This window comes from Promicromonospora sp. NPDC059942 (assembly GCF_042731755.1).
In the GTDB taxonomy this organism is placed as follows: domain Bacteria; phylum Actinomycetota; class Actinomycetes; order Actinomycetales; family Cellulomonadaceae; genus Promicromonospora.
On record NZ_JBHWLR010000005.1, the window covers coordinates 331,172 to 355,427 of the forward strand.

Annotated in this window: 19 protein-coding genes; 9 read left to right on the forward strand and 10 right to left on the reverse strand. The window is 72.7% G+C overall.

The genetic code is table 11. The features are described from left to right. Positions 1-108 precede the first annotated feature (108 nt). Both dnaG and ACFV9Q_RS10880 read right to left on the reverse strand, forming a co-directional pair. Positions 109-2,064 carry a DNA primase gene (gene dnaG / locus ACFV9Q_RS10875; RefSeq protein ID WP_377234425.1) on the reverse strand — a complete coding sequence of 652 codons (1,956 nt, stop codon included), beginning with the start codon at positions 2,062-2,064 and terminating at the stop codon, positions 109-111. A 9-nt stretch (positions 2,065-2,073) separates the two neighbouring features. Beyond that, positions 2,074-2,961, reverse strand: coding sequence for a helix-turn-helix domain-containing protein (locus ACFV9Q_RS10880; RefSeq protein ID WP_377234426.1), 888 nt, complete (start codon positions 2,959-2,961; stop codon positions 2,074-2,076). A gap of 43 nt (positions 2,962-3,004) precedes the next feature. Between ACFV9Q_RS10880 and ACFV9Q_RS10885 the strand changes: the two genes are divergently transcribed. From ACFV9Q_RS10885 to ACFV9Q_RS10900, 4 genes are all read left to right on the forward strand, one after another. Continuing rightward, the gene (locus ACFV9Q_RS10885) at positions 3,005-3,457 is read left to right on the forward strand and encodes a VOC family protein (RefSeq protein WP_377232328.1); all 453 of its coding nucleotides are present in this window, start codon (positions 3,005-3,007) and stop codon (positions 3,455-3,457) included. Between the two features lie 83 nt (positions 3,458-3,540). After that, positions 3,541-3,714: a DUF4236 domain-containing protein gene (locus ACFV9Q_RS10890; RefSeq protein WP_357486753.1), complete on the forward strand. Its 174-nt coding sequence runs from the start codon at positions 3,541-3,543 to the stop codon at positions 3,712-3,714. Between the two features lie 108 nt (positions 3,715-3,822). After that, a complete protein-coding gene (locus ACFV9Q_RS10895; protein WP_377234522.1) occupies positions 3,823-5,127 on the forward strand; it encodes a deoxyguanosinetriphosphate triphosphohydrolase in 1,305 nt (434 codons plus the stop codon). Between the two features lie 81 nt (positions 5,128-5,208). After that, positions 5,209-5,466 carry a helix-turn-helix transcriptional regulator gene (locus tag ACFV9Q_RS10900; protein WP_377234427.1) on the forward strand — a complete coding sequence of 86 codons (258 nt, stop codon included), beginning with the start codon at positions 5,209-5,211 and terminating at the stop codon, positions 5,464-5,466. 88 nt (positions 5,467-5,554) lie between these two features. Here the strand turns inward: ACFV9Q_RS10900 and ACFV9Q_RS10905 are convergent, their stop codons facing one another. The 3 genes from ACFV9Q_RS10905 to ACFV9Q_RS10915 are packed head-to-tail and all read right to left on the reverse strand — an operon-like array spanning position 5,555 to position 9,230. Continuing rightward, positions 5,555-6,439, reverse strand: coding sequence for a sugar ABC transporter permease (locus tag ACFV9Q_RS10905; RefSeq protein ID WP_377230361.1), 885 nt, complete (start codon positions 6,437-6,439; stop codon positions 5,555-5,557). Beyond that, on the reverse strand, positions 6,439-8,007 hold the full coding sequence (locus ACFV9Q_RS10910) for an ABC transporter permease subunit (protein ID WP_377234428.1): 1,569 nt from the start codon (positions 8,005-8,007) through the stop codon (positions 6,439-6,441). The genes ACFV9Q_RS10905 and ACFV9Q_RS10910 overlap by 1 nt, the downstream gene beginning before the upstream one ends. Further along, on the reverse strand, positions 8,007-9,230 hold the full coding sequence (locus ACFV9Q_RS10915; protein ID WP_377234429.1) for an extracellular solute-binding protein: 1,224 nt from the start codon (positions 9,228-9,230) through the stop codon (positions 8,007-8,009). Before ACFV9Q_RS10915 ends, ACFV9Q_RS10910 begins: the two co-directional genes overlap by 1 nt. A gap of 160 nt (positions 9,231-9,390) precedes the next feature. Between ACFV9Q_RS10915 and ACFV9Q_RS10920 the strand changes: the two genes are divergently transcribed. Beyond that, positions 9,391-10,440: a LacI family DNA-binding transcriptional regulator gene (locus tag ACFV9Q_RS10920; protein WP_377234430.1), complete on the forward strand. Its 1,050-nt coding sequence runs from the start codon at positions 9,391-9,393 to the stop codon at positions 10,438-10,440. A 134-nt stretch (positions 10,441-10,574) separates the two neighbouring features. Continuing rightward, complete coding sequence (locus tag ACFV9Q_RS10925) at positions 10,575-12,347, forward strand: glycoside hydrolase family 13 protein (protein ID WP_377234431.1); 1,773 nt, start codon at positions 10,575-10,577, stop codon at positions 12,345-12,347. 16 nt (positions 12,348-12,363) lie between these two features. Here the strand turns inward: ACFV9Q_RS10925 and ACFV9Q_RS10930 are convergent, their stop codons facing one another. Together ACFV9Q_RS10930 and ACFV9Q_RS10935 are read right to left on the reverse strand one after the other, a co-directional pair. After that, entirely contained in the window at positions 12,364-13,626 is a 1,263-nt protein-coding gene (locus ACFV9Q_RS10930; protein ID WP_377234432.1) for an arginine deiminase, read from the reverse strand. A gap of 10 nt (positions 13,627-13,636) precedes the next feature. Continuing rightward, entirely contained in the window at positions 13,637-15,079 is a 1,443-nt protein-coding gene (locus ACFV9Q_RS10935; RefSeq protein ID WP_377234433.1) for a basic amino acid/polyamine antiporter, read from the reverse strand. Between the two features lie 211 nt (positions 15,080-15,290). Here ACFV9Q_RS10935 and dusB point away from each other — a divergent pair, with 211 nt between their 5' ends. Together dusB and ACFV9Q_RS10945 are read left to right on the forward strand one after the other, a co-directional pair. Next, complete coding sequence (dusB, locus tag ACFV9Q_RS10940; RefSeq protein WP_377234434.1) at positions 15,291-16,541, forward strand: tRNA dihydrouridine synthase DusB; 1,251 nt, start codon at positions 15,291-15,293, stop codon at positions 16,539-16,541. An 82-nt stretch (positions 16,542-16,623) separates the two neighbouring features. After that, on the forward strand, positions 16,624-18,435 hold the full coding sequence (locus ACFV9Q_RS10945; RefSeq protein ID WP_377234435.1) for a serine/threonine-protein kinase: 1,812 nt from the start codon (positions 16,624-16,626) through the stop codon (positions 18,433-18,435). An 11-nt stretch (positions 18,436-18,446) separates the two neighbouring features. Here ACFV9Q_RS10945 and ACFV9Q_RS10950 read toward each other — a convergent pair whose 3' ends face one another. Continuing rightward, positions 18,447-19,721 carry a hypothetical protein gene (locus ACFV9Q_RS10950; protein WP_377234436.1) on the reverse strand — a complete coding sequence of 425 codons (1,275 nt, stop codon included), beginning with the start codon at positions 19,719-19,721 and terminating at the stop codon, positions 18,447-18,449. Between the two features lie 229 nt (positions 19,722-19,950). Between ACFV9Q_RS10950 and ACFV9Q_RS10955 the strand changes: the two genes are divergently transcribed. Then, complete coding sequence (locus ACFV9Q_RS10955; protein ID WP_377234437.1) at positions 19,951-21,192, forward strand: helix-turn-helix domain-containing protein; 1,242 nt, start codon at positions 19,951-19,953, stop codon at positions 21,190-21,192. An 89-nt stretch (positions 21,193-21,281) separates the two neighbouring features. Here the strand turns inward: ACFV9Q_RS10955 and ACFV9Q_RS10960 are convergent, their stop codons facing one another. Next, a complete protein-coding gene (locus ACFV9Q_RS10960) occupies positions 21,282-22,835 on the reverse strand; it encodes an aldehyde dehydrogenase family protein (protein ID WP_377234438.1) in 1,554 nt (517 codons plus the stop codon). Further along, positions 22,832-24,241 carry a 2-oxoadipate dioxygenase/decarboxylase family protein gene (locus tag ACFV9Q_RS10965; protein ID WP_377234439.1) on the reverse strand — a complete coding sequence of 470 codons (1,410 nt, stop codon included), beginning with the start codon at positions 24,239-24,241 and terminating at the stop codon, positions 22,832-22,834. Before ACFV9Q_RS10965 ends, ACFV9Q_RS10960 begins: the two co-directional genes overlap by 4 nt. Between the last annotated feature and the right edge of the window lie 15 nt (positions 24,242-24,256).

A 24,256-nucleotide genomic window follows, 5' to 3' on the forward strand; every position in this document is an offset into this window, starting at 1 on the left:
CGCGTGCTTTCATAATATTGCCGACGCCGTTGATCGGCTGGCGCTCTTCCCTGTACTGCTCAATGTAACCGAGCATTTTTTCACGATCCTGCGTGCCGACGACTATGCTCACGTCGATCCCGGTGGTCGTCGTCTCCTTAAAGGTTTGCGTATGGTGGGGGGTTGGGGGGGGGGGGGTGGGGGTTTCGGGGGGGGGGGGGGGGAGGCCGGTTGGGGGTGGTTGCTTGCGTTTTCGCCCTGGGGTTGGAGCCCCGGCCCAACCCCCCGGCGCACGACGCCCTCGACGAACGCCGCGACGGCGGCCTCCCGGTCCTCCGGGAGCGACGCCACCGAGAGCTGCGTGACCACGATCGCCACCGACTCGGATGACTGCTCCAGCACCGCGGCCACCCACTGCGCGGCGGACAGCTCGCGCCCGCCGGCCGCTCCCCCGGCCGCCCGGATCGCGCCGTGCACCGCACGCCAGGCCGGCACGGCGAACGCGTCCTCGCCGAGCTCGTCGAACGACGCCGGCACGTGCTGCGGGTACTGCAGCACCGCGACGAGCGCAAGGCGCTCGTCGCGCGCCACGGGGTCGCGCGGGTCGGGGGCCGGGAGCTGCACCGCGCCCGACGCCGGACGGCCGCCGCCCTGCGCGCCGCCGGCGACCGGCGTCGCACCGGACGCGGGCCGCGCGCCGTCGGCCGGACGACGCTGCGACGGCGTGGACGCCGCGCGGGCCACCTCGCGGCGCACCTCGTCGATCTCCGTGCCGATCCAGCCCGCGACCTGGCGCATGTACCCGTCGCGCTGGCTGCGGTCGCGGATGCCCACGATCTCGGGTGCCGCCGCCCGCACGGCGGACACGCGGCCCTCCACCGTGTTCAGGTCGAACTGCTTGATCTTGGCCTGGATCACGAAGGCGAACAGCGGCTTGCGGCCGTCGACCAGCGCCCGCACCGCCTCCGGGCCCCGGGCCATGCGCAGGTCGCACGGGTCCATGCCGTCGTCGGCCACTGCCACGTACGTCTGCGCGAAGAACCGCTGGTCCTCGCCGTAGGCGCGCTCGGCGGCCTTCTGGCCCGCCGCGTCGCCGTCGAACGTGAAGATGATCTCGCCGCCCACGGTGCCGCCGGAGGCGAGCTGCATGCCACCGCCCGCCGTCGTGTCGCCGAGCAGGCGCCGCACCACCTTGGCGTGGTCGGCGCCGAAGGCCGTGCCGCACGTGGCGACCGCCGTCGTCACACCCGACAGGTGCGCCGCCATGACGTCCGTGTACCCCTCGACCACCACCACGCGCTTGCCCTTGGCGATCTCCCGCTTGGCGAGGTCGATCCCGTACAGCACGTGCGACTTCTTGTAGAGGCTGGTCTCGGGGGTGTTCAGGTACTTGGGTCCCTGGTCGTCCTCGAACAGGCGCCGCGCGCCGAACCCGATCACGGCCCCCGTCACGTCGCGGATGGGCCACATGACCCGCCCGCGGAACCGGTCGTAGATCCCGCGCTGCCCCTGCGACATCAGCCCGCTCGCGACCAGCTCGGCCTGCGTGAAGCCCCGGCCCTGGAGGTGCCGCTGCAGCGCATCCCAGCCCTTGGGCGCGAAGCCGACGCCGAACAGCTCGGCGTCCGACCGGTCGAAGCTGCGCTCCGCGAGGAACGTGCGCGCCGCCGACGCGTCCGGCCCCATGAGCTGCTCCGCGTAGAACTCCGCGGCCACACTGTGCGCGTCCAGCAGCCGCTGACGCCGGCCCGGCTCCTCACGCGGACGGGCGGTGCCGCCCTCCTCGTACCGCAGCTGCACACCGGTCTTGCCCGCGAGGTACTCGATGGCCTCGGTGAAGCCGAGCCCGTCCATCTTCATGACGAACTCGATGACGTCGCCGCCCTCGCCGCACCCGAAGCAGTGGTACCGGCCCACACTGGGCCGCACGTTGAAGCTCGGGCTGCGCTCGTCGTGGAAGGGGCACAGCCCCACCAGCGCGCCCACCCCGGCGGGCTTGAGGGTCACGTGCGCCGAGACGATCTCGTCGATCCGCGCGCGCTCGCGGACCTGGTCCACATCCTCGCGTCTGATCAGCCCGGCCACGGTCGGATTCTATGCCCGCTGTCCGACACCCCGGCCGCACGTCCGGGCGTACTCCCCCGGCGGCACGCCGACGGCGCGGACGAAGTCTCCCGTGAAGTGCGCCTGGTCGTAGTAGCCGACGGCGGCGGCGAGCCCGGCCAGGTCCAGCTCCGGGTCGCGGCCCAGCAGCTCGGCGGCGAGGTGCACGCGGTGCCGCTGCAGCACCCACTTGGGGCTCACGCCCACCCAGTCGGCGAACAGCCGCTGCAGCGAGCGCGGCGTGGTGCCGAGCGTGTCCGCGAGCGCCGCGACGGACGTGCCCGGTACAGCGTCGGCGATCACCGCGAACGCCTCCCTGAGCGCGGTGAGGGCCGCGGCGGAGCGGGCCGTCCGGGAGCGCTCGGCCGCTTCCTGGAGCAGCGGGGTGAGGGTGCGGACGGCGGCTTCGGGCTGCCCGGCCGCCGCCTGGGCGACGGCCTCGTCGTTGGCGCGCGCCGCCGTCGGGCCGAGGAAGGGCTCGACGGCGCCGCGCTCCCCCGGGTCGGCGCGGCCGAGCAGGGCGCGGTAGCCGCCGGGGCGCAGCTTGGTGCCGACCACGGCGCCGGAGCCGGTCAGTGTGCGCACGAAGAGGCCGGCGGGCATCGCGTAGGCGAGCAGGCCCTCCTGCTCCGCGACGACGTGCCCGACGGGGTGCGGCATGACGGTCTGGGTGAACGCGACCCCGGGCGGCAGGTCCCAGCTGATCACCCAGTGCCAGTCCACGAGGTCGGCGAGGTCGGGCACCGGCTCCACGCGGGCCAGGGCGAACGCGTCGCGCGCCCGCACGGGGTCGACGATGCCGAGGGTGGGCCCGGAGTCGAGCGCGCTGTTCACGAGGTTCCGGGCCGCGGGAGCCTCGCCGTCGAACACCTGTCGCATTCTTCCAAGACTGGCACATCCCCGCTCGGGCAGCATCGACGACATGAGGAACTCAGCCCTGCACCCCAACATCGCCGTGTCCGACGCCCGCGCCGCCATCGCCTTCTACGAGGCCGCGCTGGGGGCCGAGACGCTCGACGTGATCACCGCGGGCGACGCCGTGATCCACTCCGACCTGGTCCTGCGGTCCGCCGCGGGCGAGTCGACCTTCACCGTCGCGGGCGCGTTCCCGCCCGACTCGGCGGCGCCCGAGCCGGGCGGCCCGACGCACGCGAGCTTCACGATCCCGGTCGAGGACACCGACGCGGCGTACGCCCGCGCGATCGAGGCCGGGGCGAGCAGCCTGGCCGAGCCCGCCGACTGGTTCGAGGGCTTCCGGCAGGCCGCGGTGCGCTGCCCGTTCGGCCACCGCTGGTACTTCGTGACGGTCGCGGAGTCGGTCACGCCGGACGACGTCCAGCGCGCGAGCGACGCCTGGATGTCGGCCCGCGACTGACCCCTCCCGGGCGGGCGAGTTTGGTTTGCCGGACTAGCGCGGTTCGGTACGCTTTGCCCGACTCAGGGAGGAACAAAGGCACCATGGGAATCAGGTATCGCAAGCGGCTGTCGCTCGGTCCGCTCAAGTTCAACATCACGCAGCGGGGCCTGTCGTCGATGAGCTTCAAGGTGGGTCCCTGGACCTGGAACTCCAAGACCAAGAAGCACTCCATCAACCTCCCCGGCGGCCTGAGCTGGTACAGCAACAACAAGTAGCGCTGCGCGGCGGAGGCAGGGACCTGCCTCCGCCGGCGACGGCACCGGCCGCACCCCCGGAGCCTCCGCGGACCGCGTGATTCCGGGATGTCGGAGCGCGTGGCTAGAGTGGCGGGCGTGGAGCAAGCCCTCGGGAAGAGCATCCCGCCGTCGTACAGCGCGCAGGACGTCGAGCGCTGGGTGAACGAACCGCCCAAGTCGCAGGCCCGGACCCCGTTCGAGCGCGACCGCGGGCGCGTGGTGCACTCCTCCGCGCTGCGCCGCCTCGGCGCCAAGACCCAGGTGCTCGGCGCCGGGCACGACGACTTCGTGCGCACCCGCCTGACGCACTCCCTCGAGGTGGCCCAGGTGGGCCGCGGCATGGGCCGTTCGCTCGGCTGCGACCCCGACGTCGTCGACACCGCCTGCCTCACCCACGACCTGGGGCACCCGCCCTTCGGGCACAACGGCGAGACGGCGCTGGCCGAGATCGCCGAGCCGATCGGCGGCTTCGAGGGCAACGCCCAGACCCTGCGCCTGCTCACGCGGCTGGAGCCCAAGGTGATCGGGTTCGACGGCGTCCCCGCGGGTCTCAACCTGACCCGGGCCAGCCTCGACGCGAGCGTCAAGTACCCGTGGGCGTACGGCGCCGGCCCCGCCCGGCCCGACGGCACGGCCAGCCGCAAGTTCGGCGTCTACCCCGACGACCTGCCCGTGTTCACGTGGCTGCGCAAGGACGCGCCGGACGGCGTGAAGTGCCTGGAGGCGCAGGTCATGGACCTCGCCGACGACATCAGCTACTCCGTGCACGACGTCGAGGACGGCGTGGTGGCCGGCCGCATCGACCTGGACCTCATGGCCGACGCCGACGAGCGGGCGCGCGTCGCCGAGTTCGTGCGGTCCTGGTACGGCGAGTGGTACCGGGCCGACGCCGTCGACGCCGCGATCGGGCGGCTGCAGGAGTACCTGCGCGGCGAGGGCCACCTGGTGCGGGCCTTCGACGGCTCGCGCGGCTCGCTGGCCTCGCTCAAGGACATGACGAGCCAGCTCATCGGCCGGTTCATCGGCGCGGCGATCGACGCGACCCGCGCCGAGTACGGCGACGGGGCGCTGACGCGCTACGCCGCGCGGCTCGTGGTGCCCGACGAGACCGAGCACGAGATCCTCGCGCTCAAGGGCATCGCGGTGGCCTATGTGATGGCGCCCCGCGGCCAGGAGCCCCGCTACCTGCGGGAGCGGGAGATCCTGACCGACCTGGTGCGCGTGCTGGCCGACCGCGGCCCGGACGAGCTGGAGCCGCCGCTCGCCGCTGACTGGCGCGCGGCGTCCGACGACGCCGCACGCCTGCGCGTGGTGGTGGACCAGGTCGCGTCCCTGACGGACCTGTCCGCGATCGCGCTGCACCGCCGGTTGGTCGACCGCTCCGCGGCGTGAATCAGATTTGACGCACGAGTACCGAGCGCAGAAGCTGCTCATATCTGATTCATCGCGCCACCCGGAGGAATTGAATCACTTATGATTCAGAGATGGTTCCGCGCCCGCGGCCTCGCCGCGCTCGGGACAGCCGTCAAGGGCGCCCGGGAATCGGCCGGTCTGAGCCAATCCTCGCTCGCCGAGCTCATCGGATCCTCGCGACCGACGCTCTCCCGGCTGGAGCGCGGGGTTCCCGTGACGACGGACGCGCTGACGAAGGCACTGACCAGCGCCGGCTACGAGATCTACGTCGTTCCCCGCAGCGCGCACGTCAGGGTGGAGTTCGACGATGCCGGCTGACAGCACTCACTGCCCATTGAGGCCTAAGTTTCTTCGCTTTCCAGAACGGGAAAGCGAAGAAACTTAGGCCTCAAAGGGAATGGGCTGGTCAGCCCTTGACGGAGCCCGCCGTCAGGCCGCCCACGATGTACTTCTGCAGGAACAGGAAGAGCGCCAGCACCGGCAGGGCCGAGACCACGGCCCCCGCCGTGAACAGGCCCCAGTTGGCGTCCTGCAGCGACGACACCCAGCCGTAGAGCCCCACGGCGAGCGTCCAGTTGTCCTCCGACTGGAGCAGCACGCGCGCGATGATGAACTCGCCGAACGTGCTGATGAAGCTGAGCAGCCCCACCACGGCGAGGATCGGCGCGGTGAGGCGCAGCACGATGGTCCAGTAGATCTGGGCGTGCGAGGCGCCGTCGATCTTCGCGGCCTCGTCGATCTCGCGCGGCACGGTGTTGAAGAACCCGTACATGAGGAACGTGTTCACGCCGAGCGCGCCGCCCAGGTACACGCAGATCAGCGACAGCTTGGAGTCCAGGCCGAGGCCCGGCACCACGTTCCCGAGCGAGATGAGCAGCAGGAAGATCGCCACGAAGGCGAGCATCTGCGGGAACATCTGGATGATCAGCAGGGCCGTGAGCCCCACCCGGCGTCCGCTGAACCGGAACCGCGAGAAGGCGTACGCGGCCGCGGCGCCCATGAGCACCGTCCCGGCGCCCGTCGCGACCGCCACCACGAGGGTGTTGGCCATCCAGGTCCAGAACCGCGTGCCGGCCAGGGCCGCGTAGTTGGCGCCCGAGACCGACGCGAACAGGTCGTTCGAGCCGGTCAGGGTGCCGCCGTCGGCCAGGGAGGCGGAGACGACGTAGACGAGCGGGAACCCCGCGTAGACCACGGCGAGGATGCCGACCAGGTGCCGCCAGCCGATCTCGGAGAACCAGCGGGCGCGCTGCCCGGGGCGGCGGGGAACGTGTGCGGTGCGCGGGCTCATCAGGCGATCTCCTCGAGCGATCGGGTGCGCCGGAACGCGAGGGCGGAGATGGTCGCGACCACCACGAAGATCACGATCGACAGGGCGCTGGCCAGGCCATAGTCCTTGGCCGCCGTCCCGTCCAGGCCGGAGACCGAGTAGACCATCGAGATGAGGATGTCGGTGTGCCCGAGCGGCACCGAGGCGTCGTCGAACCGCGGGCCGCCGCCCGTGAGCATGTAGATCAGCGTGAAGTTGTTGAAGTTGAACGCGAACGACGAGATGAGCAGCGGCGCCGTCGCGACCAGGAGCAGCGGCAGCGTGATGGAGCGCCACGTGCGCCAGCGGCCGGCGCCGTCGATCTTCGCGGCCTCCAGCACGTCGGTCGGCAGCGACTGCAGCGCGCCCGTGCAGATCAGGAACATGTACGGGAAGCCGAGCCACAGGTTCACGCCCAGCACCGCCAGCTTGGCGAGCACCGGGTCGGTGAGCCACGGGATCGACGCCCCGCCCAGCAGCACCTCGTTGACGAACCCGTAGGAGCGGTTGAGCATGCCCGACCACAGCAGGGCCGCGAGGAACCCCGGGATCGCGTACGGCAGGATCACGAGCGTCCGGTAGATGCGGCGGCCGCGCAGGCGCGCGTCGTTGAACGCGATCGCCAGGAACAGGCCGAGCAGGAACGTCGAGGCCACCGAGAGCACGGCGAACGCGAACGTCCACACCAGGATCTTGCCGAACGGCCCGGCGTACCGGTCGTCGCCGAACGCGGTGACGAAGTTGTCGAACCCGACCAGCACGCGCCAGCCCACGGGCAGGGTCGTGCCGTCGGCGGCCTCGAACTGGCCGTCGTCGTTGGGCGTGTACGTCACCCCGGTGGTCGTGTCGGTCATGGTGTCCGACGCCGCGTCGTACTCCAGCGTGGACGTGAACACGTAGCCGGTGCGCGCGTCCTGCGTGCGGACCGAGCCCTCGTTCGGGTCGTCCGAGACGGGGACGCGCAGCTTCGTGACCTCCTGCTGCCGCTCCAGGACGGCGGCGTACTCCAGCACGTCGTAGCCGGGCAGCGCGGTGACCCGGCCTGCGTCGACGGTCGCGCCGTCCACCAGCTCCAGGGGCTGGTCGGCCGTGCCGGCCTCCACCTCGCCGTCGGGCGAGACGATCGCGAAGCCGAGCGTGTCGCCGTCGGCCACGACCGTCAGCGGCGAGGAGGGCGAGCCCTCGACCCGCCGCTCGTTCTGCACCAGGAGGGCCTCGATGGCCTGCTCCTTGGTGCTGTTGTGCCCGTCGCCGTAGTTGGTGAACGCGACATAGCCCGTGTAGGCCACCACGTACACCTGGTAGACGAGCAGGAAGGCCAGGCCCGGCAGGATGTACTTCAGGGGCAGCGCGCGCTTGGAGAAGTAGGCCCAGTTGGCCACGAGCAGCAGCGCCACCATCGCGGCGAGGACGCCCCAGGACTCGGCGCCCCACGCTGCCAGCACGGCGTAGACGCCCAGGGCGTCCACCAGGGCGATCAGGACGAGCTTGACGAGAAACCCGGGGCTCCAGCCGGTCCGGCCGGAGCCCCGGGTCACGGGTGAGTACATCAACCGATCTCGCCCTGGATGTCGGTGACCATCTTGTCCCAGGCCTTGGCCGGGTCGGACTTGCCGGAGATGATCGCGGCCTCGGTCACGCCCCAGTACGCCCAGACGGCACCCATCTCGGGCAGCGACGGCATCGGGACGGCGTCGGCGCCGACGGCGCGGAAGCCCGCGGTGATCGGGTCCTCGGACGCGGTGTCGGCGGCCTCGATGAGGGCCGGCGGACGGTCGCCCGCCTCGTAGAGCGCGAGCTGCGCCTCGGGGGTGGCCATGTAGTTGACCAGGAAGTCGTTGGCGAGCAGCGCGTTCTCGCTCTGCGCGCTCACGTAGAAGCCGGCCACGCCCACGAACGGCTGGGCGGGCTCGCCGCCGGCGCTCGGGAGCGGGTCGATCGCCAGGTCGAGGTCGCCGAACGACTCCAGCATCCAGGGACCGCCCACGATGAACGGCGACTCGCCCTTGGCGAAGGCCGCCAGCGCGATGTCGTAGGTGACGTCGGTGCTCAGGTTGCCGACGTCGCCCTGCTCCGCGAGCCACTCCGCGAACGCGGTGCCGCCCTCGCCGCCGAGCGCGAGCTCCGGCTTGTACGAGCCGTCCTCGTTCTGCTCGAACACGGGGGCGCCGAACGACGTCTGCAGCGGGTAGAACGTGTAGGGGTCGCCCTCGGTCGAGGTCTGGATCAGCAGCGGGTACTTGGTGCCGGCGTCCTTGCCGGCGGCGATCGCGTCGTCCCAGGTGGCAGGCGCCTCGGACGCGAGCTCCGTGTTGCGGATCAGCGCGATGTTCTCCACGGCGTAGGGCAGGCCGTAGACCTGGCCGTCCTGCGTGAAGGCCGAGACGGAGACCGGCTCGAAGGCGTCGGCCGTGTCGCCGAGCTCGATCGGGGCCACGACACCGTTGGTCGTGAGCTCACCCAGCCAGTCGTGGGCGCCGACGGTGATGTCCGGGCCCTTGCCCGTGGGCACCTGGGCCAGGAAGTCGGGACGGATGTCCTCGAAGTTCTTCAGGACCACGTCCACCTGCGCGCCCGTGGCCTCCTCGAAGCCGGTGGCCGCGTCCTCGACAGCGGCCTGGCGGGTCTCGTCGACCCACACGGTCAGGGTGCTGCCCTCCCCGTTGGGCGGGGTCGACTCCTCGCCCCCTGCTTGATCCTCTGCGCCGCCCGAGCAGGCGGCCAGCGCCAGCGTCGTGGTCAGGACAGCGGCGGTCAGGATGCTCCGTCGCATCGTCACTCCCGATGGTTCGCGGCCCGACGTCGGGCCTGGGTTTCGATGCCCGAACCGTACGGGCACATCGTCCGATTGTGCAAGAAGTTGCGATAAAGTTTCAGCATCGCTTGCAACCCGGCATCCGACACCCGGTAAACACCCAGGACGAAGGAACCGCATGTCGCCTAGGCTGCCTGGCGTGCGCACCCGACTGACCGACCTCGCCGAACAGGCGGGGGTCTCCACCGCGACCGTGTCGCGCGTGCTCAACGGCAAGCCCGGCGTGGCGGGCGAGACCCGCCAGGCGGTGCTCGCCGCCCTGGACGTGCTCGGCTACGAGCGGCCGTCCGCGCTGCGCGCCCGCCCCGCCGGCCTCATCGGCCTGGTGGTCCCCGAGCTGTCCAACCCGGTGTTCCCCGCGTTCGCGCAGGCCATCGAGTCGCAGCTCGCGTCGCGCGGCTACACGCCGCTGCTGTGCACCCAGTCGCCGGGCGGCACCACCGAGGACGAGTACGTCGAGACGCTGATCGACCACGCCGTGGACGGCATCGTCTTCGTCTCCGGGAAGCACGCCGACACCCGGGCCTCGACCGAGCGCTACCAGCGCCTGCGCGGGCGCGGCCTGCCGATCGTGCTCATCAACGGCTACGCCGAGGGCATCGACGCCCCGTTCGTCTCGCCGGATGACAGCGCGAGCATCGAGCTGTCGGTGCGGCACCTGGTGGCACTGGGCCACCGCAGCATCGGCATGGCCATCGGGCCGGACCGGTTCGTGCCCGCCAAGCGCAAGATCGAGGCGTTCGTGGCCCAGCTCCTGCGGCACGGCCTCGTAGCCACCGAGGAGGAGGCGCGCAAGCACGTCAGCCTCACGCTCTACACGCTGGAGGGCGGCCAGGCCGCGGCCGGCGAGCTGTTCGACTCCGGGCACACCGCCGTGGTCTGCGGGTCCGACCTGATGGCGCTCGGCGCCGTGCGCGCCGCGCACGCCCGCGGCCTGTCCGTGCCCGACGACGTGAGCGTGGTCGGCTACGACGACTCGCCCCTGGTGGCGTTCACCGACCCGCCGCTGACGACGGTGCGGCAGCCCGTGGCCGACATGGCGCACGCGGCCGTGAGCGCCCTGCTCACCGAGATCCACGGCGAGCGCGCGCCCCGCTCGGAGCTGCTGTTCACCCCCGAGCTGGTCGTGCGCGGCTCCACCGGCGCGGCGCCGCACGCCGCCGTCTGACGGTCCACCAGCCGCCGTCCGACAGCGGGGCGACGGCTGTCTGACGCAGCACACTGTCCGATCGGGCGCGATTCCTCCCGTACGCTTGCAGCAAGCGTTACAGCCCTTTTTCCCGACCCCTGAGGACGCGACACGTGACAAGCACTGCCCCGATCACCACCTCCGACCTCACCGCCGGAGCCCCCGTCCACACCCCCGCCGGCAACGGCGAGTGGTGGCGCGACGCGGTGATCTACCAGGTCTACCCGCGCTCGTTCGCGGACGGGAACGGCGACGGCACCGGCGACCTGCCGGGCGTCACGGCCAAGCTCGACCACCTGGCCCAGCTCGGCGTCGACGCCGTGTGGCTGAGCCCGTTCTACCGCTCGCCCCAGAAGGACGCCGGCTACGACGTGGCCGACTACCGCGACATCGACCCGCTGTTCGGCACGCTCGCCGACTTCGACGAGATGCTCGCCGGCGCCCACGAGCGCGGCCTGAAGGTCATCGTCGACCTCGTGCCCAACCACTCCTCCGACCAGCACGTCTGGTTCCAGGAGGCGCTGGCCGCCGCCCCCGGCTCGGCCGAGCACGAGCGGTACATGTTCCGCGACGGCCGCGGCCCGGCCGGCGACGAGGCACCGAACAACTGGCAGTCCATCTTCGGCGGCCCGGCCTGGACGCGCCTCGCCCCGCGCGAGGACGACGGCCCGCTGGGCCCGCAGTGGTACCTGCACCTCTTCGACTCCACGCAGCCCGACCTCAACTGGGACAACCCCGAGGTTCGCTTCGAGTTCGAGGACGTGCTGCGGTTCTGGCTCGACCGGGGCGTGGACGGGTTCCGCGTCGACGTCGCGCACGGCATGATCAAGGCCGCCGGCCTGCCCGACTGGGACGGCCAGGTCGCCATGGTCGAGGGCACCGTCGAGGAGGCCACGGAGGCCGACCCGGCCGCGCCCGAGGACGGTTCCACGGGCGCGGGCAACCGCGGCCCGATGTTCGACCAGGACGGCGTGCACGACATCTACCGCGCCTGGCACAAGGTGCTCGCCGAGTACGACGGCGACCGCTGCCTGGTGGCCGAGGCCTGGGTCGAGCCCCTGAGCCGCCTGGCCCGGTACGTGCGCCCCGACGAGATGCACCAGGCCTTCAACTTCTCGTTCCTCACGGCGCCGTGGGACGCGGCGACGGTGCGCACCGTCGTCAACGCCTCGCTGAGCACCATGGAGGCGGTCGGCGCCCCCACCACCTGGGTGCTGTCCAACCACGACGTGGTGCGGCACGCCTCGCGCTTCGGCCTGGAGGAGATCGGCGGGCGCCAGCTCAACGGCATCGGCGCGACCGACCCGCAGCCCGACGCCGCGCTCGGCCTGCGCCGCGCCCGCGCGGCGACCCTGCTCATGCTCGGCCTGCCCGGCTCGGCGTACATGTACCAGGGCGAGGAGCTCGGTCTGCCCGACCACACCGCCCTGCCCGACGACGTCCGCCAGGACCCGTCGTTCTTCCGCACGAACGGCGCCGAGCCCGGCCGCGACGGCTGCCGCGTGCCGCTGCCGTGGGTCGGCGGCGCGCCGGGCAACGGGTTCGGCCCCACGGGCAAGACCTGGCTGCCGCAGCCCGATGTCTACGCCGAGCTCGCCGCCGACCAGCAGTACGGCGTCAAGGGCTCCACGTACGAGATGTACCGGGCCGCGCTCGGCCTGCGCCGGGCCGAGAACCTCGGCGCGGGCACGCTCGCGTGGGTCGACTCCCTCGCCGACCACCCGGACGTCGTCGCCCTGCGGGTGGCGGACGTCGTCGTGGTCGCCAACCTCGGTTTGTCGTCGTTCGCGCTGCCCGCCGGGGCGCAGGTGCTGGTGGCCTCGGGCGAGCTCGACGAGGACTCGGGCGAGCTGCCGTCGGACACCACGGTCTGGCTGCGCGCCTGACCCCTCCGGTCCCGGCTCAGAAGGCGGGGTCGCGGATGATCGGGCACGTCATGCAGTGCCCGCCTCCGCGGCCCCGCCCCAGCTCGGCGCCCGCGATCTCGATGACCTCGATGCCGGCCTTGCGCAGCAGGTCGTTCGTGGTGGTGTTCCGGTCGTAGGTGAACACGACGCCGGGCTCCACGGCGACGGCGTTGTTACCGCTGTCCCACTGCTGCCGCTCGGACTCGTAGACGTCGCCGCCGGTCTCGATGACGCGCAGCTCGCCGAGCCCCGTCTCGCGGGCGACGACGTCCAGGAACGGCGTGCTGCCCTCGTCCGTGACGGCCACCTCCCCGCCGTCACCGGGCCGCAGGACGAACGCGTGGATCGCCTCGACGATGCGCGGGTAGACGGTCACGGTGTCGACGTCGGCGAACGTCATGACGGTGTCCAGGTGCATCGCCGAGCGCAGCTTGGGCATGCCCGCGACGACCACCTGCTGCGCCGCGCCGCCCTCGAACAGGGCCGCGGCGACCTGCGTGATCGCCTGCCGCGACGTCCGCTCGCTCATGCCCACCAGCACGGTGCCGTTGCCCACCGGCATGACGTCGCCGCCCTCCAGCGTCGCCCGCTGGTGATCGGCCTCCGGGTCGCCCCACCAGACGGTGGACCCCACGAAGTCGGGGTGGAACTCGTAGACGGCCTTCATCAGCAGCGTCTCGTCGTGCCGGGCCTGCCAGTACAGCGGGTTGAGCGTCACGCCGCCGTAGAGCCAGCAGGTCGTGTCGCGCGTGAACAGCGTGTTGGGGACCGGGGCCATGAGGTACTCCCGGGCGTCCTGCGTGTACTCGGCGAGCGACCGGTAGGCGGCCGGGAGGTCGGGCACGTCGTGGGTGGCCAGGCCGCCGATGAGGTACTCGGCGAGCTGCTCGGGGGCGAGCCCCTCGAGGAACCCGCGGGTCGCGTCGATCAGGCCCGGCCCGACGATGCCGGGGACGATCTTGCGGTCCAGCAGCCAGTCGCGGGCGCCGGGCACCCGCAGGGTGGCGGCGAGGACGTCGTGCAGCTCGACCACGTCGACGTCGCGCGCCCGCAGGTCCGCGACGAACGCGGCGTGGTGCTCGATCGCCCGGTCCACCCACAGCACGTCGTCGAACAGCAGGTCGTCGGAGTTGGTGGGCGTCAGGCGCCGGTGCGCGAGCCCCGGCCGGCAGACCAGCACCTTGCGCAGGCGCCCGACCTCCGAGTGCACGCCGTAGGCCGCCGAAGGCCGGGTCGTTCCGCCGCTCTGGATCGTCATGGTGCCCCTTTCAGATGGAGATCGCGCCCGTGGCGAGCGCGACGACGCCGATCACCGCGCCGATGACCGACACGACGAAGATCACCAGCTCGCCCCGGCTGAACACGCGCCGGCCCTGCTCGCGCCGGGTCATCGCGAACAGGATGGTCGCCGGGGCGTAGATCACGAACGACAGCAGCACGAACGTCAGCCCCGCCGCGAACAGCAGGAACGCCGTGTACAGCACGGCCAGGGTCGCGATGACGAGGTCGCCGGTGGTGCGGCTGCCCTCCGCCGGGCCGCCGCGGCCCAGCGCCAGCTTGAGGGCGTAGCCCGCGGCCAGCAGGAACGGGATGAGGGACAGTGCGCTGGTCAGGTCGAGCGCGAAGGTGAACGCGTCGTCGGAGAGCAGCGTGACGAAGAGGACCACCTGGATCAGGGCGGTCGTCAGAAGGAGGGCGGCGCGGGGCACGTCGTTCGCGTCCTGCACCGCGAGGAACCGTGGCATGTCCCGGTCCTTGGCCGCGACGTACAGCACCTCGGACGCCATGAGCGTCCAGGCGAGATAGGCGCCGAGCACCGACACGATGAGGCCGACGCTCACGAACACGGCGCCCCAGCCGCCGACGGCCGCCTCGAGCACGCCCGCCATCGACGGCTGGCGCAGGTCGGCGAGCTCCTCCATCGGCAGGATCCCGTACGACACGATCGTCACGGAGGCGAAGATCGCGAGCACCATGAGGAAGCCCAGGACGGTCGCCCGGCCGACGTCCTCCCGGCGGCGCGCGTGCCGCGAGTAGACGCTCGCACCCTCGACGCCGAGGAAGACGAACACCGTGGCCAGCATGGTGCCGCGGACCTGCTCGAACAGCGGGCCGGTGATGCCGTAGCCCCGGAAGTTCTCCGCGAGCACCTGCGGGTCCAGCAGGAACACGCAGATGAGCACGAACACGATGATGGGCACCAGCTTGGCGACGGTGACGATGCGGTTGATCGCCGTCGCCTCCTTCACGCCGCGGCGCACGAGCAGGTAGAACAGCCACACGCAGGCCGACGAGGCGACGAACGCGACGACGGTGTCACCCTCCCCGAGCACGGGCAGCAGCGCGCCCAGCGTGGACATGATGAGGATCCAGTAGGTGACGTTGCCGACGCAGGCACTCGCCCAGTACCCGAACGCCGAGAAGAAGCCGAGGTACTCGCCGAACCCGGCCTTCGCGTAGGCGTAGACCCCGGAGTCGAGGTCTGGCTTGCGGATCGCCAGGCGCTGGAAGACGAAGGCGAGCATGAGCATCCCGGTGCCGGCCACGGTCCAGGAGATCAGCGCCCCGAGCACCCCGGTCTCGCCGGCGAACCGGCTGGGCAGCGAGAAGACCCCCGCGCCGACCATGGAGCCCACCACCATGGCGGTGAGCGTGGCCACGCTGATCTTCGCCGTGCGGCCCTGCGTGCTGCTCTCCGACTGCTGCGCCATCACGAGACCCCCGAGCGGTCGAGCACGGTCCGGTCGCCCGGTTTACGTCTCCGTCGCCTCGCGCCCCCTCGATGCTCCGGCAGAGCAATTACATACATGGGGGTAACTAGTCGGCAAAAGATGTCAGACCCGGCCTCCTTCGCGCACCCCGCGGCGCGCACCGCCCCGGTGTGGCCCGCGTCGCAGCGGCTCCCGGCGGGCGTGCGTCAGAATGGACCCCGTGACCTCCCTGCTCGGCTCCGCCCCGCTGCCCGACGCCGCCACCCGTCCGGGTGCCGCGGCGCGCCCGGGCTCGCCCGTGCTCGCACCCCTCCAGATCGGGCCCATCACCGTGGGCACGCCGGTGGTGCTGGCCCCGATGGCCGGCGTGACCAACCGCGCCTTCCGCACCCTGTGCCGCGAGGCCGGGCGGTCGGCCGGGTTCGACCCGGGCCTGTACGTCGCGGAGATGGTCACCAGCCGCGCGCTCGTGGAGCGCAACGTCGAGGCCCTGCGGATCGTCACGTTCGGTGCGGACGAGACCCCGCGCTCCGCGCAGGTGTACGGCGTGGACCCCGCCACCGTGGGCGCCGCCGTGAAGATCATCGCGGGCGAGGACCGCGCCGACCACGTCGACCTCAACTTCGGCTGCCCGGTGCCCAAGGTGACGCGCAAGGGCGGCGGGGCCGCCCTGCCGTGGAAGCGGCAGCTCTTCACGGACATCGTCAAGGCCGCGGTCGAGGCCGCCGAGCCGCACGGCGTGCCCGTGACGGTCAAGATGCGCAAGGGCATCGACGACGACCACCTGACGTACCTGGAGGCGGGCCGGATCGCCGAGTCGCTCGGCGCCGCCGCCGTCGCGCTGCACGCCCGCACCGCCGCCCAGCACTACTCCGGCCAGGCCGAGTGGGAGGCCATCGCGCGTCTCAAGGAGGCCGTGCGGACGGTGCCGGTGCTCGGCAACGGCGACATCTGGTCCGCCGAGGACGCGCTGCGGATGGTCGAGGAGACCGGCGCCGACGGCGTCGTCGTGGGCCGGGGCTGCCAGGGCCGCCCCTGGCTGTTCGCCGACCTCGCCGCCGCGTTCAACGGCTCGGACCTGCGGATCCGGCCCGGCCTGCGCGAGGTCACCGACACGATCTACCGGCACGGCCTGCTCATGGTCGAGTACTTCGACGGCGACGAGGGCAAGGCCATGCGCGACCTGCGCAAGCACATGGCGTGGTATCTCAAGGGCTACGCCGTGGGCGGCGAGAAACGGCACTCCCTCGCGCTGATCGACACCCTGGCCGAGCTCCGCGAGCGGCTCGACGCCCTCGACCTGGACGCTCCCTACCCCGGGGACGACGCCGAGGGTCCGCGCGGCCGTGCCGGCTCCCCCAAGACCCCGCACCTGCCGTACGGCTGGCTCGACTCGCGGGAGCTGTCCGAGGAGTTCGAGGCGAAGCTGCGCGAGGCGGAGCTGAGCGTCAGCGGCGGCTGAGAGCGGCCTGACGGCGGCCGACCCGGCGGGTAGAACTCCCCGGGCGGCGGGTGAAGCCGAGCACGTCCGTTACGCTCCTTCCGTGCTGTCCGCCGTGGTCCGACGTGTCCCAGTGCCCGAGGTCAAGCCCCCCACGGCCGATGACCCGCCCGAGATCGGCGGTTACGAGATCCGCGGCCGGCTCGGCCAGGGCGGTATGGGCGTGGTCTACCTCGGCGCGACCCGCAGCGGCCGCCTGCTCGCGATCAAGGTGATCCACCCGGAGCGCACGGGCGAGAGCGAGTTCCGCACCCGGTTCCGCCGCGAGGTATCGGCCGCGACCCGGCTGCGCAGCCACCGCACGGCCGCCGTCGTCGACTTCGACGTCGACGCGCCCACACCCTGGCTGGCCACCGAGCACGTGCCCGGACCCACCCTCGCGCAGGCCATCACCGAGCTGGGAACCCTGCCCGAGGACGCCGTGCGCGAGCTCGTCACCGGCCTCGCCGAGGCCCTGGACGCGATCCACCGCCAAGGACTCGTCCACCGCGACGTCAAGCCCACCAACGTGCTCCTCGGCCCCGACGGGCCGGTCCTGATCGACCTGGGCGTCGTCGCCGACTCCGACGCGACCTCGCTGACCACCACCGGCGTCCAGCCCGGCACGCCCCAGTTCATGTCGCCCGAGCAGGCCCGTGGCGAGGCCGTGACCGCCGCGACCGATGTCTGGTCGCTCGGCGCGGTCGCGCACCTCGCGGCGGCCGGGACCCCGCCGTTCGGGACGGGCAGCCTGGCGACGGTCACCTACCGGATCGTGCACGAGCCGCCCGCCCTGGAGGACGTGCCGGCCGGTCTGCGGGGTCTGGTGACCGCGTGCCTGGCCAAGGACCCGGCCGCGCGCCCGACGACGGCGGCGGTCCTCGCCGCCCTCGCCCCCCTGCCGCTGGTCGAGCCCGAGGTCACCGGCCTGACCGGCGCCGGCGTGGCCGGAGCGGACACCGTGCTGGGCGCGGAGCAGACGCCGGACGCCGCCCCGGAGGCGCCCGCGCCGAGCCGGGTGCGGCGCCGGGTCGTGACCGGCCTGGTCGCGCTCGGGCTGGTGCTGGCCAGCGGCGGCGGCGCCGCGGCCCTGGTGCACTTCCTGGGCCCCGACGACACGCCCAGCACACCCCAGGCCGAGGGGACGGAGTCCGCGAGGGCCTCCGGCACGCCCAGCCCCAGCCCGAGCGCGAAGGAACCGTCGAAGAAGCCGTCCGCGTCGCCCAGCGCGCCGACCACCCCTGTCGACGAGCCCGTCGACGAGCCGGACGACGAGACGGCCGAGGAGCAGGACGCCGTCCTCACCGAGTTCCGGCCCGGAACCGTGTCGATCCCGGCGCAGGTCGAGGTGGGCCAGAAGATCACCGCGTGGCCGAAGGGCTGGACGCCGCAGCCGGCCGACCGAACGTGCGTGTGGAGCGTCGGCGGCGAGGAGCGGGACAACCTCGGGTCGTGCAGCTACACCGTCGCGCTCGCCGACGTGGGCAAGCCCGTCCAGGTCCGGCTGACCGGCGGCCGGTCGGGGTACGCCGAGACCGCGGTGCTCTCCAACTCCACCGGCACGGTGCCCCAGCCCACCGTGCCGAAGCCGAGCTGCGGGGTCTACCTCACCACGGGCACGCTGCACGCCGGCTGGTTCGCCCACTGCGAGGTCAACCAGGACCCGAACGTCACCTATACGTGGACCTACGTCGACATCGACGGCGGCGTCGCCATCGGGTCGGAGGCGGAGCCGGCCGGTCCGCGCACGTGGATCCGCGGCAGCCACAAGGGGAACCGCATCACCGTGACGGTCAAGGCGGAGCGGTCGGGCTACCGGTCGGACGAGTTCCGCACCACGTTCACCATGCCGGCCGACTGGACCCCGCCCGAGTGACCGGGCTGGTCTCACGACCAGCCCGGCGGCGGGACCCGGCACATGACCGACGCCGCCATGACGATCCCCGGCTCGTCCCGGCCGGGCGCCGGCTCGCGGTCCCGCAGCAGCGCCGCGCCGTCCCGCGCCCAGGTGAGGCCGGGGCGGCCGGACGCCGTCCGGTACAGCACGTCCAGGTGGTCCGGGTGGCGCTCGGCGAGCAGGGCGAGCACCCACGACGGCGCGTCCGGGTCGGCCAGCACCTGTGCGAGCCGCCGCGGCTTCCACGGCAGGAGCGGCGCCGTGTGCACCTCGCGGAGCTGCGCGTACCAGTCGAGCAGCCGCAGCCCCTTGACGGGGTGGTGGACCAGGGCGAACGTCGCGTCGTCGGGGTCGGCGGCGTCGTCGGGCAGCCAGCGCTCGTCGCGGAGCGCGCCGAGCAGCGCGAACTCCTCGGCCGGCGCCCCGACCCGGTCCTTGAACCGCAGGCAGCAGTCCACGACGTGCGACGCGGTGCCCTCGACCACGACGTCCCCGAAGAGGTCGAGGAAGGCCCGGTGGTGGTCGGCGACGAGCTCGCGGGCGCGGGCCAGCGTGCGCGGGTTGCGGAAGGCCGGGGACGGCGAGGACGTCAGCAGCGCCACGACGCCGTGCACGACACCCTCGATGGCGTCAGGCAGGAAGACCGCCGGGGTGCTCGCGAAGACCCAGACCGCGCCGACCGGCAGCACCCGCCCGGACAGCGGCAGACCGGGTGCGAGGGCGACCGCGCGGATCTCGGAGTGGCCCGTGAACACCCGGTAGTCCAGGTCGTCCTCCAGGTTGTGCAGCACCGCGTGCTCGTCCACCAGGTCGGTCACGATGAAGTGGCCGAGCACCCCGCCGTCGCGCCACTGCTCCAGGAGCGCACGCTCGGCCGCGTCGAGGACGAGGCCGGCGGGGTCGGTGCCGTCGTCCTCGCCCTCGCCGCCGGGGCCGTGGACCGCGCCCCACGACCCCTCGGCGAGGAGGCGGCGGACCAGGGACCCGCGCTCATCCCGGGGCCCGGCGTGCACCAGCAGGTCCGTCGCGCAGTCCCGGGTGACGGCGGCGTACCGCTCGGGGTCGACCTCGCCCGCGGGCACTACCGACTCGGACCGGACGTACCCGACGAGGCGCTCGACGGCCGCGGCGTTGGCGGGCCGCAGCACGTGCGCGACCAGGCGGCCCGCCAGCCGGGCCGCGAGGTCGAGCCGGTCGCGCAGGCTCAGCCCGTCGAGGGGGCCGACGGCGGAGGTGGTCGGCGTGGACCGAAGTGGTGAACTCATAGGGATATCATTCGGCACGAACATCTATCGCGCTGGGCCATGAGGCGTCATTGTGGATAACTTTTCGCCCCTGATCGACCGGCTTGCCCGGCCCGCGAACGGGTCGTTCGATAAAAGATTGAGGTCGATCTTCGGCGTGAAGAGCGCATAGGACGCAAAGTAGACGAAGATCAGCCTTGCACCATCGCTACCGTCCTCACCTGTTCTGACCGAAAGGGACTTACCCAACATGGCATCGGAGAAACGTCCCCGACGCGTTCCGGCGGTCATCGCCGACACGCGGAGGAACCCGGGCTTCGCCCTGGGTGCCTTCGGGCTCTCGGCCTGGGCCTACATCGGCATGTCGCACACGATCGCCGCCTATGAGGGCCCCCGGCTCGGCTACGCCCTCGGCGTCGCCTACGAGGCACTGGTGATCGGCCTCGCCTGGGAGGGGCGCCGCCGGGCAGACCGCGCGCTCGAGACCGGCCGCCCGGTGTCCGGGCACGCCCGCTGGCTCGGCGGCGCGATCGTCGTCGGCATCCTTTCCGGCGCGCTCGCCGCGTGGCACGGCTGGCTGCTCGGGGAGGGCATCTTCGCCATCTCCCGCGCCGTCGCGCCCGTCCTGGCCGCCGTCGCGGTCCACCTCTTCTTCCAGTCGGCCTCCAGCTCGCGCGCCCTCGACCGGGCGGCGGAGATCCACAACGACCGGCAGACGGCCGTGCTGGACATGCTCGACGCGGTGCGGCTGGCGCAGATCGCCCCCGACGCGGAGCGGGCGGCCCGGATCGCCGACGTGAACGCCGCGGTGGGCCGGGTCCACCGGCACGTGCCCGCGGCCGTGACCGCGGAGGTCACGCGCCCGCACCTGGAGTCGGAGCGCACGATCCGCGACGTCGTCCAGGAGGCCGCGACGCTGGCCGGCGAGTGGATGCCGGAGCCGAACGCCCCCCGCCGGACCCCGGAGGAGGCGGCCGCGAGCGCCGCCGCCCTGACCGAGATGGTGCTGCCGAAGCTCGCGCTGCCCATCAACCCGGAGGACGGGTCCCTGGTCGACCCGGTCGAGGCCGACAGCACCGCGGACATCGCCGCCGACACCACGCCGGCCGACGCCGAGACGATCAGCGCCGAGCGGCTGCACCTGGAGGACAAGTACGCGCCCGTGAAGCCGGAGCGGACCGCCCTGCCGGTGAGCCCGCCCGCCGAGGCGCCCGCCGCCGAGTGGGAGGACCTCTCCACAGAGGTCGCGCCGACCCCGGCACCGGCGCCCGTCGCCGCGCCCGCCCTGGTCGCGGCGCCCGCGGAGCCGGCGCCGGCGCTCACCACGGCTCAGATCAGCGAGATCCGCGTGCTCCGCTGGGCGCAGAACCTCAGCATCGAGGAGGTCGCGGCACGCCTCGGCGTCCCCATCGCCTCGGTGAACCGGTACGCCCCGAGCACCGACCCGACGACCGAGACCGGCTCCCTCATGGCCATCTCGGCCGTCTCCTGACCGGAGCGCCGGACGCCGTCCGCTGACGACACGGCCCGGCCGCACCCGTCTTGACGGGTGCAGCCGGGCCGTTCTCGTGCGCCCGCAGGTCAGCCGAAGTTGACGCCCTGCGCCAGCGGCAGCTCCGTGGAGTAGTTCACCGTGTTGGTGGCGCGGCGCATGTACTGCTTCCAGGCGTCGGAGCCGGACTCACGGCCGCCGCCCGTCGACTTCTCGCCGCCGAACGCGCCGCCGATCTCCGCGCCCGAGGTGCCGATGTTGACGTTCACGATGCCGCAGTCCGAGCCCACCTCGGAGAGGAAGGTCTCGGCCTCGCGCACGTCCAGCGTGAAGATCGACGACGACAGGCCCTGCGGCACGTCGTTGTGCACGGCGATCGCCTCGGACAGCTCCGAGTAGGTCAGCACGTACAGGATCGGGGCGAACGTCTCACGCCTGACGACGTCGGCCTGCTCCGGCATGCGCACGATCGCCGGGTGCACGTACGCCGCGTCCTCCGCGCCGGGCACGTCCACGACCGTGCCGCCCACGACGAGCTCGCCGCCCGCCGTCACGGCCTCGTCGATCGCGGCCAGCATGCGCTCGCGCGCGGCGGCGTCGACCAGGGGCCCCACCAGCGTGCCGTCGGTGCGCGGGTCGCCCACGGGCAGGCCGGCGTAGACCTTGGCGAGCCGCGCCACGACGTCGTCCACGATGGACTCGTGCACGATCAGGCGGCGCAGCGAGGTGCAGCGCTGCCCGGCCGTGCCGGCCGCGGAGAACACGGCGCCGCGCACGGCGAGGTCGAGGTCGGCCGACGGCGCGACGATCGCGCCGTTGTTGCCGCCCAGCTCCAGCAGGTACCGGCCGCCGCGGGCCGCGACGACGGGCGCGACCTGCTGGCCCATGCGCTCCGAGCCGGTCGCGGAGACGAGCGCGACGCGCGGGTCGGCCACGAGCGCCTCGCCGGCCTCGCGGTCGCCCAGCAGGAGCTGCGAGACGCCGGCCGGGAAGCCTGCCTCGGCCAGCGCCCTGTCGAGCAGCGCGGCGGCGCCGACGGCGGACAGGAGGGTCTTCTCGCTCGGCTTCCACACCACGGTGTCGCCGCAGACCAGCGCGACGGCCGTGTTCCAGGACCACACCGCGACCGGGAAGTTGAAGGCGCTGATCACGCCGACCACGCCCATCGGGTGCCACGTCTCCATGAGGCGGTGGCCGGGGCGCTCGGACGGCATGGTGCGGCCGCCCACCTGGCGCGACAGCCCGACGGCGAAGTCGCAGATGTCGATCATCTCCTGGACCTCGCCCAGGGCCTCGCTCGTGATCTTGCCCGCCTCGATGGTGACGAGCTCCGCGAGGTCGGCCTTGTGCTCGGTGAGCAGCTCGCCGAGGCGCTTGACGACCTGCCCGCGCACCGGGGCCGGCACGGAGCGCCACGTGGTGAAGGCCTCGGCGGCCTCGCCGACGGCGGTGGCGGCCTCGGCGGCACCGGCGCGGTGCAGCTCCAGCAGCGGCTGCCCGGACAGCGGCGACACGACGGGCAAGACAGAACCCGCCCCGGCGGCCTCGCCCACCGGGGGTGTGGCGCCCAGCCGCTCCAGCGCGGCGAGGGCGGCGTCGTGCAGCTCGGTCGTCAGCGGGCTGTGGGTGGTGGTGCTGGTCATCGCGGTGCTCCCGTTGTGCGGTGGGTGGTGGTGAGGGTGGCCGGGTCGACGCCGAGGGTCTCGGCGGCGGCGGCGAGCGACCTGGCCACCTGGTCGGCGTACAGGTCGAAGGGGTCGTTCAGGTCGCGGCCGAGCGCGCCCGCCATCCAGTCGGCATCCCGGTCGGTGCCCTCCTGGCTGGCGTCCTTGGCGCCGTCGGACGTGAGGTTGGACTGGAAGATCCCGGCCGCCGAGCGCGGCAGGAAGTCCTCGTAGACGATCGGCTCGCGGACGACCCCGGTGCCGGCCGGGTCCACCTCGTAGGTGAACCAGCCGAGCTCCAGGTCCGCGAGCGCGGCCTCCGTGGTGGGGAAGGTCTTCTGCCAGACGGCGCGGGCGAGCTGCTGGCGCTGCGCCTCCGTGAAGCCGGGGTCCCCGGCGCGGGCCGCGGCGGCGGCCTCGTCGATCTCGACCACCGCGGCGTCGTACGCGGCGCGCCCCGCGCGGGTCAGCGCGATGCCGCGGGCCTCGACCTCGCCGAACCGCACGCGCAGGGAGTCGCTGATGATCTCGCCGTCGGCGGTGCGGAAGGTGCGGGGCTCGGCGAGCGCGCGGAACGACGTCTGCCGCAGCAGCACGTCCGGCCCCTCCCAGCGCGGCGGGCCCTGGATCGCGTCGATCATCGTGATGCCGCCGGCCTCCATGCGCGCGTAGAGGTCGTCGATGTCCAGCACGCGGGGCGTGAGGTGGTTGATGTGCGTGGAGGCGATGCCGCCGATGTCGGCGGCTACCGCGCTGACCGCCTCCAGCTCGCGGTACCAGGCCTGGTCCACGGGCTCACGGGACAGCTCGAACGCCTCGGTGGCCAGCCGCAGGAACTCCGCGGCCTGGTCCTCGGGGAGGCCGCCCTCGGCCTCCGCGCGGTCGGCGAGGGCGAGCAGCTCCGGGCCGAACAGGGTGCGGGCACCGAGGAAGTTCTCCAGGCGCTGCTCCAGGTCCGCGGTGAAGAAGCGGCGGTCGGCGGTAACCAGCATGGAGGTGAAGACCCGGAAGGGGTTGCGGGCCAGCTCGGCCCGGTCGACCGGGCGGAACGCCGTCGAGATGACGGGCACGGAGCTGGACGAGGCGTCCCGCAGGTCGTAGAACCCGACCGGGTGCATGCCCATCGCGCCGAAGACCCGGGCGACCTGCGCCATCTCGGTGGGGGTGCCCACCCGGATCGCGCCGTGCCGCTCCGCCGTGACACGCGCGATGGAGCCGAGCCGTTCGGCGTCCGCCCCGTGCTGCGCCACGAAGTCGGCGTTGACCTCGTGCGACACGTCGAGCAGCGTGGTGTAGGCGGGAACCTCCTTGCCGTACATGTCCGAGAGGCTGCGCGCGAACGCGGCCCTCAGCTGCCAGGGCTCGAGGAACGTCGGTGCCGACATCGATCTCTCCTTGCC